At 70.5% G+C, this 13549-nt stretch carries 12 protein-coding genes; 4 read left to right on the top strand and 8 right to left on the bottom strand.

Annotation, left to right across the window (positions count from 1 at the left end; all coding sequences use genetic code 11):
* The 6 genes from CBM2588_RS17015 to CBM2588_RS17040 form a co-directional block, all read right to left on the bottom strand.
* Positions 1 to 765, bottom strand: coding sequence for an SDR family oxidoreductase (locus CBM2588_RS17015; protein ID WP_115681615.1), 765 nt, complete (start codon positions 763 to 765; stop codon positions 1 to 3).
* Positions 749 to 2461 (bottom strand): FAD-binding protein, encoded by a 1713-nt coding sequence (locus tag CBM2588_RS17020; protein ID WP_115681616.1) that lies wholly within the window; start codon positions 2459 to 2461, stop codon positions 749 to 751. The genes CBM2588_RS17015 and CBM2588_RS17020 overlap by 17 nt, the downstream gene beginning before the upstream one ends.
* An 18-nt stretch (positions 2462 to 2479) precedes the next feature.
* Complete coding sequence (locus CBM2588_RS17025; RefSeq protein WP_115681617.1) at positions 2480 to 3040, bottom strand: flavin reductase family protein; 561 nt, start codon at positions 3038 to 3040, stop codon at positions 2480 to 2482.
* Positions 3037 to 4791 (bottom strand): FAD-dependent oxidoreductase, encoded by a 1755-nt coding sequence (locus tag CBM2588_RS17030; protein ID WP_115681618.1) that lies wholly within the window; start codon positions 4789 to 4791, stop codon positions 3037 to 3039. The genes CBM2588_RS17025 and CBM2588_RS17030 overlap by 4 nt, the downstream gene beginning before the upstream one ends.
* A 24-nt stretch (positions 4792 to 4815) precedes the next feature.
* Entirely contained in the window at positions 4816 to 6009 is a 1194-nt protein-coding gene (locus CBM2588_RS17035; RefSeq protein ID WP_115683631.1) for a flavin-dependent monooxygenase, read from the bottom strand.
* 200 nt (positions 6010 to 6209) lie between these two features.
* Positions 6210 to 7361 (bottom strand): LLM class flavin-dependent oxidoreductase, encoded by a 1152-nt coding sequence (locus tag CBM2588_RS17040; protein ID WP_115681619.1) that lies wholly within the window; start codon positions 7359 to 7361, stop codon positions 6210 to 6212.
* 207 nt (positions 7362 to 7568) lie between these two features.
* Between CBM2588_RS17040 and CBM2588_RS17045 the strand changes: the two genes are divergently transcribed.
* Positions 7569 to 7913, top strand: a complete 345-nt coding sequence (locus CBM2588_RS17045; RefSeq protein ID WP_115681620.1) for a VOC family protein — start codon at positions 7569 to 7571, stop codon at positions 7911 to 7913.
* A gap of 9 nt (positions 7914 to 7922) precedes the next feature.
* On the opposite strand, the gene CBM2588_RS17050 is transcribed toward CBM2588_RS17045, so the two are convergent.
* Positions 7923 to 9107, bottom strand: a complete 1185-nt coding sequence (locus tag CBM2588_RS17050; RefSeq protein WP_025583301.1) for a helix-turn-helix transcriptional regulator — start codon at positions 9105 to 9107, stop codon at positions 7923 to 7925.
* A gap of 405 nt (positions 9108 to 9512) precedes the next feature.
* On the opposite strand from CBM2588_RS17050, the gene CBM2588_RS17055 reads away from it, so the two are divergent.
* From CBM2588_RS17055 to CBM2588_RS17065, 3 genes are read left to right on the top strand one after another with little or no spacing between them, the layout of a single operon-like run.
* Positions 9513 to 10328: an SDR family NAD(P)-dependent oxidoreductase gene (locus CBM2588_RS17055; protein ID WP_115681621.1), complete on the top strand. Its 816-nt coding sequence runs from the start codon at positions 9513 to 9515 to the stop codon at positions 10326 to 10328.
* Between the two features lie 25 nt (positions 10329 to 10353).
* Complete coding sequence (locus tag CBM2588_RS17060; RefSeq protein WP_115681622.1) at positions 10354 to 11328, top strand: alpha/beta hydrolase; 975 nt, start codon at positions 10354 to 10356, stop codon at positions 11326 to 11328.
* Entirely contained in the window at positions 11325 to 12425 is a 1101-nt protein-coding gene (locus CBM2588_RS17065; RefSeq protein ID WP_115681623.1) for a 3,4-dihydroxy-2-butanone-4-phosphate synthase, read from the top strand. Before CBM2588_RS17060 ends, CBM2588_RS17065 begins: the two co-directional genes overlap by 4 nt.
* Before the next feature lie 139 nt (positions 12426 to 12564).
* Here CBM2588_RS17065 and CBM2588_RS17070 read toward each other — a convergent pair whose 3' ends face one another.
* Positions 12565 to 13539, bottom strand: coding sequence for an acetyltransferase (locus tag CBM2588_RS17070; RefSeq protein WP_115681624.1), 975 nt, complete (start codon positions 13537 to 13539; stop codon positions 12565 to 12567).
* Between the last annotated feature and the right edge of the window lie 10 nt (positions 13540 to 13549).

Consider the following 13549-nt stretch of genomic DNA (forward strand, 5'->3'; position numbering starts at 1 on the left):
TCAGGCCACGCCCATGATGGTCTGGGCGTTGTCGATGCGCAGTTCCGCGCCATTGATGAAGCGCGACTCGTCCGATGCCAGAAACAGCACCAGGTTGGCCACGTCGCGCGGATGGCACATGCGCTGCATCGGCTCGGCGCCGCCGACCTCCTCCGGCAGCGCGGTGGCGCCGCCCGGCAGGAAGGCCGCGGTCATCGGCGTCAGGATGCCGTCCGGATGGATCGAGTTGCAGCGGATGCGGTAGCCGCTCTGCTTGCAATGGCCCGCCACGGCGCGCGTCAGCGCCGCGACCGCGCCCTTGCTGGCGCTGTAGGCGCAGAACGCGCCCATGCCGCCCAGCGCCGCCACCGACGACATATTGACAATGCTGCCGCCGCCCGCCTTCATCGCCGCGACCCCGTACTTGCAGCCCAGGAAGTAGCCGTCGGCGTTGATGCGCATCACGCGCTGCCACTGCTCCAGCGTGGCCTCCTCGACCGTGCCCAGCATCAGGATGGCGGCGTTGTTGACCAGCACGCTGGGCGCGCCGAAGCGCTGCTCGGTGCGCGCCATCACCTGTTGCCAGCCGGCTTCGCTGGCGATGTCGTGCGGCACGAACAGCGCGGTCTCGCCGATCTCGCGCGCCAGCGCGTGGCCCGCTTCCTCGTTCACGTCGGTCAGCACCACGCGCGCGCCTTCGCGCGCCAGCAGCAAGGCGTCTTCCTTGCCGACGCCGCTGGCGGCCCCGGTGACGATGGCGATCTTTCCTTCAGTACGTTGGCTCATGGGTAGTCTCCTGGTTGGTATGGGCCTGCTGTGCGCCGATGGAGCGGCCGGCAGGCTGTTGTGCGAGATGGCGGCCCGCGTTGCGTCCCGACCAGATGCAGTCGGCAAGCGACAGGCCGCTTACGTAGTGATTGGAGGCGATGCCGACGGCGGTGCGGCCCACCGCATAGAGGCCGGGTATGGGCGCGCCGCCCGCGGCGGCCAGCACCCGGCCGCTGGATTCCTCCACCGCTAGCCCGCCCAGCGTGATCGCCGGACACGGAAAGAGCCGGCTATCGGCCGAGATGTCGATGGCCAGCCACGGCCCGGTCTCGAGCGACGCGCACATGGCCGCCGACTTGCCGGCCGGATCGGGCGTTTCGCCACGCGCCGCGGCGTTATACGCGTCGAGGGTCGCCCGCAGCGCGGCGCCTGGCATGCCCAGCTTGCCGGCGAGCGCCTCGATGCTGGCGGCGCGGCGCGCGCCGGCCAGCATCAGCAGCGCCGCGGGCAAGGCCTGGAACGCCCATAGCCGGCCGCCCAGGCATTCGCGCAGGGCCTCGCGCGCCAGCGCGCGGTTCAGCACCAGCCAGGCACGCCCGCCGTGCCGCTCGCAGATGGCATGGCCGAGCGTGGCGCCATAGGTTTCCTCGTTGCCGATGCGTGTGCCCTGCGCGTCGACCACGCAGCCGCGCGCCCACGCGAACGGCGGATTGATGAAGCGCCACGCCGACACGCGCTCCAGGTGCCGCGTGGCGCCGCCGGCCGATTCGCCGAGGCGGATGCCGCTGCCGTCGCAGCCGGTCGCCCCCAGCCGCCAGGCCTGCTGGTACTTGCCGGCGTGGCGCGCCACCATGGCGCGGTTGAAGATAAAGCCGCCGGTGGCCAGCACCACCGCGCTGGTCCGTATTGCGACCGGCTGTGCATGGCGCAGCTCCAGCTGCAGCACCAGCGCGCGCAGACGGTCGGCCAGCGCCGGCATGGCGTTGTGCAGGCGCTCGGCCAGCCGTGCCAGGCGCGCATGGCGCTTCTGGAGACGGCCCGGCGGCAGCTGCCAAAGTTCGACGCCGACCACCGCGCCGTCGCGGTCCAGGATCAGCCGCCGCGCCGCGCTATGGCGCATGACCGTGATCTGCCGGTGGTCTTCCACCGCACGGCGCAGCACGCCATACAGCGTGCGGCCGGACATGCCGGGACCCTTGACGCGGTGGCCGCGCGGGGCGGGCGCGGCATGCCGCGCGTAGGCGGGCACCGCTTCATTGCCGGAGTAGTACAGGTAATAGGGCTGCGCCGGATACGAGGTCTTGCGCGGCGGCACGGTGGCGGCAAAGCGCACCCCCAGCGCCTCCAGCCACCCGAGCATCGCGCGGCTGTGCTCGCAGAAGTCCTGCAGCGTGGCGTCGCTGACCACCCCTTCGGTTTCCTGGCGCAGGTAGCCGGCCATCGCCTGCGGCGTATCGTCATAGCCCGCGGCGCGCTGGTAAGGCGTGCCGCCGCCGGCATAGACCACGCCGCCGCTCCTGGTGCTGGCGCCGCCGCCTTCGAAGCGTTCCGCGACGATCACGCGCGCGCCGCCATGCGCGGCTTCCAGCGCGGCGCAGGCGCCGGCGGCGCCGAGGCCGACCACCACGGCATCGCAGGCGGCCTGCCAGGGATGCGCGTCGGGGTCATCGAGCCGCAACGGGGCGTGGACGGGGGTGACGGCGTCGTAAGCCATGCTGGCGCTTGCTCCAGGTCAGGCTGAACACAGCGCGCCCAGCGGCGCGGACGTGGTATAGGCGCCGTCGACGTAGACCAGCGGCGAGACCTCGCCGGCCAGCCTGACCTCGCGCAGCCGGCCGATAAAGACCGCATGGGTACCGTAGTCGAAGCGGCCGTCCTGCTGGCAGATCAGGTTGGCCTGGGCATCGCGCAGGGACGGCACGCCCAACAGGTCGTCTTCCCACTCGCCGCTGGTGAAGCGCGCTTCGCCCTTGAGCCGGCCGCTGCAATCGACCGCGATATCGCGATGGTCGGCGGCGAGCAGGTTGATGCAGAAGTCCGCGCCGTCATCGAGCGGCGGGTAGATCGACGAATTGCGGTTGATGCAGATCAGCAGCGAGGGCGGATCGGCGGACAGCGAATCGACCGCGGTCACCGACATCGAATAGCGGCGCTCGCCGTGGCGGCAGCTGATCACGGCGACGGAGCGCGCCATGCGGCGCATCGCCTTGAGCATGTCATCGCGCAGCGCGCCACCGGATGCAGCGCCGGAATCTGCGCTGGCATCCGCACTGGATTGGGGTCTGGCGCTCATAGAGCCTCCTGTACTGGTTGAGCGGGGTGCGTGGCGGGGGGTTGCCGCGCATGCTGCGAGATCACGTCCGCGGCGATCATGCCGAAGGTCATTGCCGGGCCCAGCGTGGAGCCGGCGCCGGGATAGCTGGTGCCCATCATCGACGCGCTGGTATTGCCGATGGCAAACAGGCCGGCGATGGCGCTGCCGTCCGCGCGCAGCACGCGCGCGCTGGCGTCGGTGACCAGCCCGCCCTTGGTGCCGATATCGCCGGCATCGAGCCGCACCGCGTAGAACGGCGCCTTGCCGATCGGCGCCAGGCAGGGGTTGGGCCGTACCGCGGGGTCGCTGTAGTAGGTGTCGAACAGGTTGTCGCCCTTGCCGAACTCCGCGTCCACGCCGGTGGCGGCGTAGTCGTTCATGCGCGCGACGCTGGCGGCGAGGCCATCGGCATCCACGCCGATCTTCTGCGCCAGCTGCGCCAGCGTGTCGGCGCGCACCAGGATGCCCGACAGGCTGGCCGGGATGCTGCGGTCCGGCATTACCGAGCCGGGCAGGATCGGCCCGCACGGGTACTTGTGGCGGAAGGTGGCATCGAACACCATCCAGGCCGGCACGCTGCATCCGGTCCGCTCGTGGTCGCGGTACATCGCGGGCACGAACTCGGAATACGGCGCGGCCTCGTTGACGAAGCGCCGGCCCTGTCCGTTCACCACCAGGCAGCCCGGCATGGCGCGCTCGATAAACAACGCGCGCTGTTTCTCTTCGCCCTGCACCTGCACCGTGGGCGCGCCCCAGACGTGGGACATCAGCGCCACGTCGGCGCCGGCCGCCTGCGCGGCGCGGATGGCGTCGCCGGTATTGTTCGGCGGCGTCGCGCTCCACGCAGCACGGGTGGGCTGCGGCAGGTATTGTTCGCGCATGGCCTGGTTGCGCTCGAAGCCGCCGGCGGCGAGGATCACGCCGCGCAGCGCGCGGATCTCCACCACGCGTCCGTCCTGCACGGCGCGCACGCCGCGCACGGCGCCGTCCTCGATGATCAGGTCCTGCAACGCGGTATCGAGCCACAGCGGGATCGCGCGATCCATCATCGCGCGCCGCAGGCCGCCGACCAGGCTGTTGCCGAGCGTGAGGCGGCGGTCGCGCCGGGTCTTGCGGCGCCAGCCCAGGTCGAGCCAGTAGCGCGCGAACTGGCGCAGCGCCAGCCCGAACCAGCCGGGCGACCGGCACAGCAGCGCGTGCGCCTCGCCGGAGGTGACGGCCACGCGGCCACCGACCAGCGTGCCCGGCGAGGGCGGACGCAGCCGGTAGAACTCCTCGCGCAGCTGCGCGCCGTCGAACGGCATCGGGTCGAGTGCGCGGTAGCCCGGCATCGCCCCCGGCAGTTTCTGGAAGTAATCGGCATAGCGCGGCAGCGTGTAGTAGTGCACGCCGGCCCGCTGCTCCAGGTATTGCAGCATGCGCGGCGCCTGTTCGAGGTAGGCGCGGATGCGCTGCGGGTCGCCGTGCTCGCCGGTGCAGGCCAGCACGTATTCCAGCGCGCTGGCGTAGTCGTCCTGCCCGCCCGCCGGCGCGATATGGTGGTTCAGTGGAATCCAGATACCGCCGCCGGACACCGCCGAGGTGCCGCCGTACTGGCTGCTCTTCTCCAGCACCACCGCCGACAGGCCGCGGTCGGCGGCGCGGCAGGCGGCCAGCATGCCGCCGGCGCCGGAGCCAACCACCACCACGTCAAATTCTCCCGGCTGCATGCGCGCTCTGCTCTGGCTCATGTTGGGTCCTCGTGCCGGTGCGGCTCAGATAAAGAAGTCCGTATTGGCGCGGCCCATCATCACGCCACCCAGGTTCTGGCCGAAGCGGTCCAGGTTGTTGGCATAGTGGGCGCGCGCCGCGTGCAGGTCGAGGAAGCGGCGCACCATCGGGTTGCTGCGGTAGATGCCGTTGCCGCCGGCGTAGCGCAACAGGCCGTTGGCCAGCTCCGCGCAGCGCTGCGCCACCTGCGCGGACTGGAAGCGGAAATGCAGGCGTCGCGGGGTCTCGACCTGGCCGCCGTCGCGCGCCACGGCCAGCAGCTCGTCGAAGTTGCGCTCCAGGATGGTCCGCATCTCGTCGATGGCCACTTGCGCGCTGGCGCACGCCATCTGCGCGCCGCCGTCTTCCGCGGTCTTGCCGCCGCCGTTGCTGCTGACGCGGCCGTCGGCATAGGCGACGAAGTCGTCCAGCGTGCCTTCCAGCGCGCCGATGCAGGCGGTGCAGACCGCGCGCACGAAGATCTGCGCGAACGGCAGCCGGTACAGCGGCACGTCATTGACGGCCAGCCCCGGGCTGGTGCCCATGGCGCCGTCGACGGCGCGGTGGGTGCGGTAGTCGGGCACGAACACGTCGTCGACCACGATGTCGTGGCTGCCGGTGGCGCGCAGGCCCAGCACGTCCCAGTTGCGCACGATCTTGTAGTCCGAGCGCGGCAGCAGGAAGGTGCGGTAGTCATAGGCGCCGCCCGGCTCGGCGGGGGGCACCAGGCCGCCCAGGAAGATCCAGTCGCACAGCTCGCTGCCGCTGGAGAACTTCCAGTGGCCGGAGAAGCGGTAGCCGCCCTCCACCGGCGTGACCTTGCCGACCGGCATGTAGGTCGAGGCGATCAGCGTGGCGGGATCGTTGCCCCACACTTCCTGTTGCGCGCGTTCGTCGAACAGCGCCAGCTGCCAGTTGTGCACGCCGACCACGCCGTAGACCCAGGCGGTGGACATGCAGCCGCGGGCCAGCGCCATCTGGATGCGGAAGAAGGTTTGCGGGTCCAGCTCGTAGCCGCCGTGGCGGCGCGGCTGCAGCACCTTGAAGAAGCCCGCGGCCTGCATCTCGGCAATGGTCTCGGCGGGGATGCGCCCGTCGGCCTCGGCCTGCGCGGCGCGCTGGGCCAGCGCCGGGATCATCTGCTCGGCACGCGCGATCAGGCGCGCGGCCAGTTCCTTGGGATGGTTGTCGTGATGCACCGCGGTCTCCTTGTTGTGCCTGGTTTTGTGGCTGGCATCGATGTTTGCACCGGCGCGGCGGCGTGCCATCGTCTGTTGGGACTAGCTGTTATCGCGGACTCGTATGTGCGACTTCGTGGTTGCGCCGGCCCTCACCCCCGCCCCTCTCCCGCAAGCGGGAGAGGGGAGCAAACCCGCGGCAAGCCAAACGCCTCCACGAATCAAGCCAGCGCCCGCAGCTTCCTGCCCTGCTTGCGGAAATGCGGAATCACGTGTTCGCCGATATTGCGGATGGTCTCCAGCTGCGCCCATTGCGGCACCGTGCCCATCTGGCAGATAAACAGGATTTCATCGGCGCCCGCATCGATCAGCCGCTGCACGTAGCCGATGCAGTCCTCCACCGTGCCGTAGGCGTGGTTGGGGTTCAGCATCATCATCGACGGATCGCTGAAGTCCACCGATACCTTCTCCGACGCGAACTTCGTGTTGATCACCGCCTTGCCCTGCGCATCGGTGGCCGTGACATGCTCGTCGTCCCACGCCGACGGATCGGGACGCTCGCCGCCGGCATACCAGTACGACAGCGACTCCATGAAATAGCGCTGCCCCTTGATGCCGATCTTGCGCGCGGCCAGGCCGTCTTCCAGCACGATGGTCGGGCACAGCGCCGCCAGGTGCTGGTGCGGGCGGAAGCCCACCTGGTCTTCCGGCTTGCGCGTTTCCCACGCGGCGCGGTAGATCTCGTTTTTCTTGGCGACATCCTCGGGGCCGCCGAAGCCCAGCACCAGCGCGCCCATGCCGCGCGCGCCGGCGCGCTGCAGCGTGTCGGCGTTGGTGCAGGCCAGGTACATCAGCGGGTGCGGGTCCTGGCGCGGCTTCGGGTGGATCGGGCGGCGCGGGATCTTGATGAACTCGCCGTCGTGCTCGATCTCGTCCTGCGTTAGGATCTTCGGGATCAGGTACATCGACTCGTCGATCATCGGGTGCAGGGTATTGAGGTCGTAGCCGAAGGTGCCGGCCTCCTGCTGGGTGCCGCCCTTGCCCACGCCGAAGTGCACGCGGCCGCCCGACAGGATGTCGAGCGTGGCGATGCGCTCGGCCACCTTCACCGGATGATTCATTGCCGGGGGCAGGCACACCACGCCGTGGCCGATGCCGATGCGCTGCGTGCGTCCGGCGACGAAGGCCAGGAACGTCTCCGGCGCGCTCATGTGCGCGTAGTTGGTCAGCGCGGTGTGCTCGACCGCCCAGACCACGTCGAAGCCCATGTCCTCGGCCAGCACCACCTGTTCCATGATTTCATCGAACACCTTGTGGTCGCCGGCGCGCGAGGCATCGACGGTCTGGGCTTCATAGATCAACGAAAAACGCATTGCAGTCCCCTCTCGCTTTGTCGGTACAAGACCGCATCCGGGGCACTGCGAGGCGCTGCGCCTTGGGCCGGAAGCGGCCTGCGTGATCGCAGTGTGGTCGGCGCAAGACGTCGCAACATCGTCTGATTGGATTATGAGCCGCGCCGGGCGCGTCCCTATCATGGGCACCGGGCATACCGCCCGCGCTGATCGAAAGGAACCGACACCATGCAAGCCAGGCTGCTGCTTTACCCCGTTGCGGACATCGACGCCGCGTTGCCGTTCTTCACCCAAGCACTGGGACTGCCGGTGAAGTTCCGTGATGGCGACCGCTATTGCGCGCTCGATGCGGGCGCGCTGACGCTGGCGCTGGTGGCCGGCGAGGAACGGCTGGTGGACCAGCCGGCGCTGGCCTTCAAGGTGGATGAGGGGGACGATATTGCCGCGGCGATGGCGCGGCTGGTGGCAGCTGGCGCCACGGTGGCGCAGCCCGCGACGCAGGGGCCGCACGAGACGCGCGCGGTATTGCGCGCCCCCGAGGGCTTTGCGCTGGTGCTCAGCGCAAAGCCCTGACGTCTTGCCTTAGCCCAGCGAAATCACGCTGCTCAGCAGCATGCGCACCAGCGTGGCCTGGCGGGTCACGCCGGTCTTGGAGAAGATCGCGCGCAGGTGCGCGCGCGCCGTGTTCTTGCTGATGCCGAGTTCGTCCGCGGCTTCATCGAGCGTCAGGCCGTTGGCCAGCTGCAGCGCCAGCTGCGTCTCGGCGGGGGTGAAGTCGAACAGCTGGCGCACCACGTCGTGCGAGGCCTGCGAGCGGCGCTCGGGGTCGCGGATAAAGACCACGCAGGCGGGGCGCTTGCGGTTGTCCTCGGACCACTCGCTCAGCGGGATGGTGCGGATCAGCACGCCCAGCCTGGCGCTGCCGGACGGGCGCGTGATCGACATCGCTTCCATCAGCGCCGGCGCGGTGCCGAGGTGGCCCATCATGGCCTGGCGCAGCAGGCGCTGGAACTTGCGGTTTTCCTGGCCGTACTCGACATCGAGCCCGCCCTTGGCGACACGGATGCCGTCCTTGGCGCCGAGGATCTCGTCGGCGGCGGCATTGGTCTTGATGATGGTGCCCGACTCGTCCAGGATCACCATGCCGACCAGCATGCGGTCGATGGCGCTGGCGTAGACGGTACGTTCGGACTCGACCACGTCCAGGCGCGAATGCAGGTCCACCGCGCGCTTCAGGTGCGGCAGCAGCGAGGTGCACAGCGCCTTGTCCGCGGCGGAGAAATCCGGACCGTCATGGTCGCGGCACACGCGGAAGCGGCATTCCACGCCGTCGTCGGTGCGCAGGTCGGCGCCGAGGATATAGCGGATGCCGACGTCCTTGAGGAACTGCAGGTACAGCTCGCTCTTGCACCACACGCCGTGCCCCAGGTGCTCGTCGATCGTCACCACGCGGTCCGACGGCAGCCCGATGAACGGGTCCAGCGCGTAGTAGTAGTTGTTGTAGGAGGTCTCGCCCGGCAGCGTCGAGCCATGCTCGGAGGCGTTGATCATCAGCCCGGGACGGTCCGTGGCCGGCGAGCGCAGGATCAGCGTGGCGTAATTGGCATTGAGCTGGCGCCGGATCTGCTCCAGCGCCTTGCCCCATGGCACCTGCTCCATCGGGCCCTGGTAGATATTGCCCAGCAGTGCGCTGAACTCCGACAGCGACACCGTCGCCTGCGCGAACAGGTGTGCGGCCGCCTGGCTCTGGCTAACCTCCATCAGCATTTCCTCTGTCTCCATTGTGGCGTGCGCAGCGCTCCGGACGAGCCGGGCCGCTGGCTTGTGGGGCTCTGTGGCCCTTTTTTTGTGCCCCGATTATAGGGACGGCAAAGGGGCCGCGGCTTGCCCCCCGCCTTCATGGTTTGCCCTAGGCAGCCCGGCCGCACATGCTGGCCGCACACGCTGGCCGGACTAGTCCCGCGGGACAGGCCCATCGTCACGCGGCGGCGGCGCAAACACATACTCCAAACAGACTAAGGACAGACCCATGCCCGCTCGCCAAGGGCAAACCCCTATGCAACCGGTAGCGCAGCGGCATCCCACCCAAACAGACGATGCCCGCGCGCGGCGCCGCGGCTACAAGGAGCCATGCGCGGCGATCGACGCCGCGGTTTTCAGGAGACTTCCACCATGGCGGCAAATCCGCGGCAGCAGGCCGCAGTCATCACCGGCGCGGCCGGCGGCATCGGGCTGGGGCTGGCAAAGGCGCTGGCCGCGCAAGGCTATGCGCTGGCGCTGGCCGATATCGATGCCCAGGCGCTCGAAGCGGCACGCGCGGCGCTGGCCCGCGACGGCGCAACCGCCGTCGCCGTGCCCACCGACGTCTGCGACGCGCGGCAGATCGCGCACCTGTGCGACGAGAGCTTCCGGCAACTGGGCCGTATCGACCTGCTGTTCAACAACGCCGGCATCCTCGCGACCGGCCGCTGCTGGGAACTGCCCCCCGAAGTGTTCGACAAGGTGATGCGCGTCAACCTGTGGAGCGTGCTGCATGCGCTGCGCTGCTTCGTGCCGCGCATGGCGGCGCAGGGTTCGGGCCATATCGTCAACGTGGCGTCGATGGCGGGACTTGCGGTCGGCCCGTGGCTGGCACCCTACACGCTGTCCAAGCAGGGCGTAGTGGCGTTGAGCGAAGGGCTGGCGCTGGAGCTGCAGGCGGCAGGCCTGCCGATCAAGGTGTCGGTCGTGTGCCCGGGTCCGGTTGCCACCGGCATCGCAGCGGACCTGGACGGCGCCGCGCCGCAGGAGGTGCACCAGATGAACGGCGCGCTGCGCACCGGCATCGCCGCCGGCCTGACGCCGGACCAGGCCGCGCGCGTGATCCTCGACGGCGTATCGGCCGGCCAGTTCTGGATCCTGCCGCACGAACAGGCCGCGCACGCGGCGCTGGCGCGCGCGCAGGGCATTGCCGCCGGCAGCGCGCCGTCGTTTGCGATGCAGGTTTGATTTCGACAGCCGTCCAGGAGACACCATGCCGCTCGATCCCCAGGCCCGTGCCATGCTCGATGCCATGGCCGCCATGCCCAGCCCCGACTTCTCCACGCTGCGCGCCCCCGACTACCGCGCCGCGCTGGCGGCCATGCCCGGCTTCGCGCCAGGCGATGCCGTCGCCGCGCAGCAAGACCTCACTTTCGACGGGCCGGCCGGTCCGCTGCAGGCGCGCCTGTACCGGCCCCATGCGCCCACCGAGGCCGACGGCAACGCTGCGCTGCCGCTAGTCATCTATTTCCACGGCGGCGGCTTCGTGCTCTGTGGCCTCGATTCGCACGACAACATCTGCCGCAGCCTGGCGCGCCGCAGCGGCGCGCTGGTGCTGTCGGTCGACTACCGCCTCGCGCCGGAGGCGCGCTTCCCGGCCGCCGCCGACGACGCCGTCGCCGCGGTACGCTGGGCCTCGGCGCATGCGGCGCAACTCGGTGCCGACCCATCCCGGCTGGCTGTCGCCGGCGACAGCGCCGGCGGCAACCTGGCCGCCGTGGCGTGCCAGCAGCTGCGCGGCAGCGGCATTTCGCTGCGGCACCAGCTGCTGCTCTATCCCTGGCTGGACTGCAGCGATGCCGCAACGAGCAGTGCCAGCTATCGCGAATGCGCGCAGGGCTATTTCCTCAGCGCCGCGGAACTGGCGTGGTATCGCGCCCAGTACCTGGCCACGCCCGCCGACGCCGGCGATGTCCGCGCCAGCCCGCTGCAACAGCGCGACCTGCGCGGCCTGCCGCCGGCCACCATCATCACCGCCGAATTCGATCCGCTGCGCGACCAGGGCGAGGCCTACGGCGAGGCGCTGCAGCGCGCCGGCGGCAATGCGGCCGTGCGCCGCTGGCCCGGCCAGATCCATGGCTTCGCCAGCATGCAAGGGGTGATGGATGCCGCCAGCCATGTGCTGGACGCGGCCGCCGCGTCGCTGCGCCAGGCCTTCGGCGCAAGCAGCCGGCAGGAGGCAGCATGAGCACGGCCAACCTGCTGGCGCCGATGGCCGAAGTGCTGGCAGCGCTGGCTGCGGGCGAGCGCGTGGTGGTGCTCGAAGACGAGAGCGCGGAAGCCACCGGCTGCGTGCTGGTGGCCGCCGAGCGCGCCACCGAGGCCGACGTCAACTTCATGGCCGCCGAGGCGCGCGGCCTGGTGTGCATGGCCATCACCGAGGCGCGCCGGGCGCTGCTGCAGCTGCCGCCGATGGCCGCAAGCCAGCGCCAGCGCGAGCGCTACACCGTGTCGATCGAGGCCGCCAGCGGCGTCAGCACCGGCATCTCCGCCGCCGACCGCGCGCTGACCCTGCGCGTTGCGGCGGCGCCGCGCGCCCGGCCGCAGGACCTGGTCCAGCCTGGCCATGTCTTCCCGGTGGTGGCGCAGCCGGACGGGGTGCTGCGCCGCGCCGGCTTTGCCGAAGCCTGTTCCGACCTGCCCCGGCTGGTCGGGCGCGTGGCGGCCGGGGCCTATGCGCTGGTGCTCGACGACGACGGCGAGCTGATGCGCGGACCGGCCCTGCTGGATTTCGCCCATCGCCACCGGCTGCCGGCGGTGTCGGTCAGCGCGCTGATCCACCACCGCCTGCTGACCGAGGGCGCGCTGCGCCGCACCCGCTCGACCGAACTGGCCACGCCGTTCGGGCGCTTCACCGTGCACGCCTACCATGACGCGCCGGTGGATGCGCTGCATCTGGCGCTGGTGCTGGGCCAGCCCGACCCGCACACGCCGGTGCTGACGCGGGTGCAGGCAGTGGAGATGCAGCGCGACGTGCTGGCCTTCGGCACGCCCGCGCAGCCGGCATGGAACCTGGAGCGCTCGCTGGAGCGGATCGGCGCCGAGGGTTGCGGCGTGCTGGTGCTGCTGGATGAGCGCGAGTCGCCGCAGCAGCGGCTGGACCGGCTGAGCGCGCCGGCCGCCGCCGCGCCGGCGCCGGCCTTCGCGCAGCGCGCGCTCGGCGTCGGCGCGCAGATCCTGCGCGACGTGGGCGCGCACAAGCTGCGCCTGCTGAGCCATCCGGTACCTTACCGCGCGGTCACCGGCTTCGACCTGGAGGTGACGGAGTTTGTCCCGCCCGGCTGAGCGGCATAGCCTTGTCCGTCGTCCCCGCGAAGGCGGGGACCCAGTGCCTTGTCCGTCCGCAGGCCAGAAACAAAAACGCTGGATTCCCGCCGCGCGCGAACGACTGTGGCTTATCGCAGCGCCTCGCCTTTTGGACGGCTCAGCATGACTGGCCGAAGCAGTCGGCAAAGCTGCGCGTGAAGCGCTCCACGTCGGCGTCGGGCAGGTGGTTGATGCCGCCGGCCAGGCGCCGGCCGCCGCCGGTGTCGAAGCCGCGGCAGAAATCCGCCGCGCCGGTGGCACTGTGCGCCGGCACCCGCACGCTGACCGCAAAGCCGCCGCCGGAGCGGGGCGACAGCAGGCCGATGGCATCGCCGGGACGCCCGCGCACCAGCTCGTTGGCGAGCACGCCGATCGCGCGCCGTGCCCACGGCGCGTCGGGCAGCACCAGCAGCGCGGCGCCGGGCACCTCATGCATGGGCGAAAGGCGGCGCGCCCGGGCCATGTCGTCCTCGTAGCCCTCGCACAGCAGGGTGTAGGTGGCGCACTGCGCGGCGAAGTCCAGCGGGTCGGCAAACGGCAGCATGTGCTGTGCCAGCGCGGCGGGGTCGCAATGCAGGTCGGCCACGCACTCGCCGTACGCGTTGTAGTTCAGGCAGGTGCCGAGCCGTTCCAGCACCGCGGTCTGGCCCGGGTCCAGGCGGAGTTGCGCCGCCATCGCGCGCGCCACCTCGCCGAGGTTGTCGCCAAAGGCGGCGGTGACCGCCCAGCGCCGGTGGCGCCCGCCCAGGTGGCGGTCGACCAGGATGCTGGTGCAGACCTGCGCCGCCTCGTCGATATGCGCGCGCAGGCCGGCATGCGAGGGCACGTTGCCGGCGTGGTGGTGGTCGAAGTAGTCCACCTCCACCCCGGCGTCGAGCAGCCGCAGCAGGCCATCGCGGTTCTGGTCGAGCGAGATGTCGAGCGCGGTCACGGTATCGCCGGCACGGGCCTCGATGCGCTCGAGCAGCCGGATATCACGCTTGACGCCGGTAACCAGCGTGGCGTCGCTGGCGTGCGAACCACCGGCCAGGCGCAGCTGCTGCAGCGCGCACAGGCCGTCGGCGTCGCCGTTGAAGGCAAAGTAGCTTGTCATGGCATGCGGT

It is taken from the genome of Cupriavidus taiwanensis (genome assembly GCF_900250075.1).
GTDB classification, from domain to species: domain Bacteria; phylum Pseudomonadota; class Gammaproteobacteria; order Burkholderiales; family Burkholderiaceae; genus Cupriavidus; species Cupriavidus taiwanensis_C.

Coding starts and splice junctions, on each gene's coding strand:
- CBM2588_RS17015 (WP_115681615.1), bottom strand. CDS start 765: ATGAGCCAACGTACTGAAGGAAAGATCGCCATCGTCACCGGGGCCGCC.
- CBM2588_RS17020 (WP_115681616.1), bottom strand. CDS start 2,461: ATGGCTTACGACGCCGTCACCCCCGTCCACGCCCCGTTGCGGCTCGAT.
- CBM2588_RS17025 (WP_115681617.1), bottom strand. CDS start 3,040: ATGAGCGCCAGACCCCAATCCAGTGCGGATGCCAGCGCAGATTCCGGC.
- CBM2588_RS17030 (WP_115681618.1), bottom strand. CDS start 4,791: ATGAGCCAGAGCAGAGCGCGCATGCAGCCGGGAGAATTTGACGTGGTG.
- CBM2588_RS17040 (WP_115681619.1), bottom strand. CDS start 7,361: ATGCGTTTTTCGTTGATCTATGAAGCCCAGACCGTCGATGCCTCGCGC.
- CBM2588_RS17045 (WP_115681620.1), top strand. CDS start 7,569: ATGCAAGCCAGGCTGCTGCTTTACCCCGTTGCGGACATCGACGCCGCG.
- CBM2588_RS17050 (WP_025583301.1), bottom strand. CDS start 9,107: ATGCTGATGGAGGTTAGCCAGAGCCAGGCGGCCGCACACCTGTTCGCG.
- CBM2588_RS17055 (WP_115681621.1), top strand. CDS start 9,513: ATGGCGGCAAATCCGCGGCAGCAGGCCGCAGTCATCACCGGCGCGGCC.
- CBM2588_RS17060 (WP_115681622.1), top strand. CDS start 10,354: ATGCCGCTCGATCCCCAGGCCCGTGCCATGCTCGATGCCATGGCCGCC.
- CBM2588_RS17065 (WP_115681623.1), top strand. CDS start 11,325: ATGAGCACGGCCAACCTGCTGGCGCCGATGGCCGAAGTGCTGGCAGCG.
- CBM2588_RS17070 (WP_115681624.1), bottom strand. CDS start 13,539: ATGACAAGCTACTTTGCCTTCAACGGCGACGCCGACGGCCTGTGCGCG.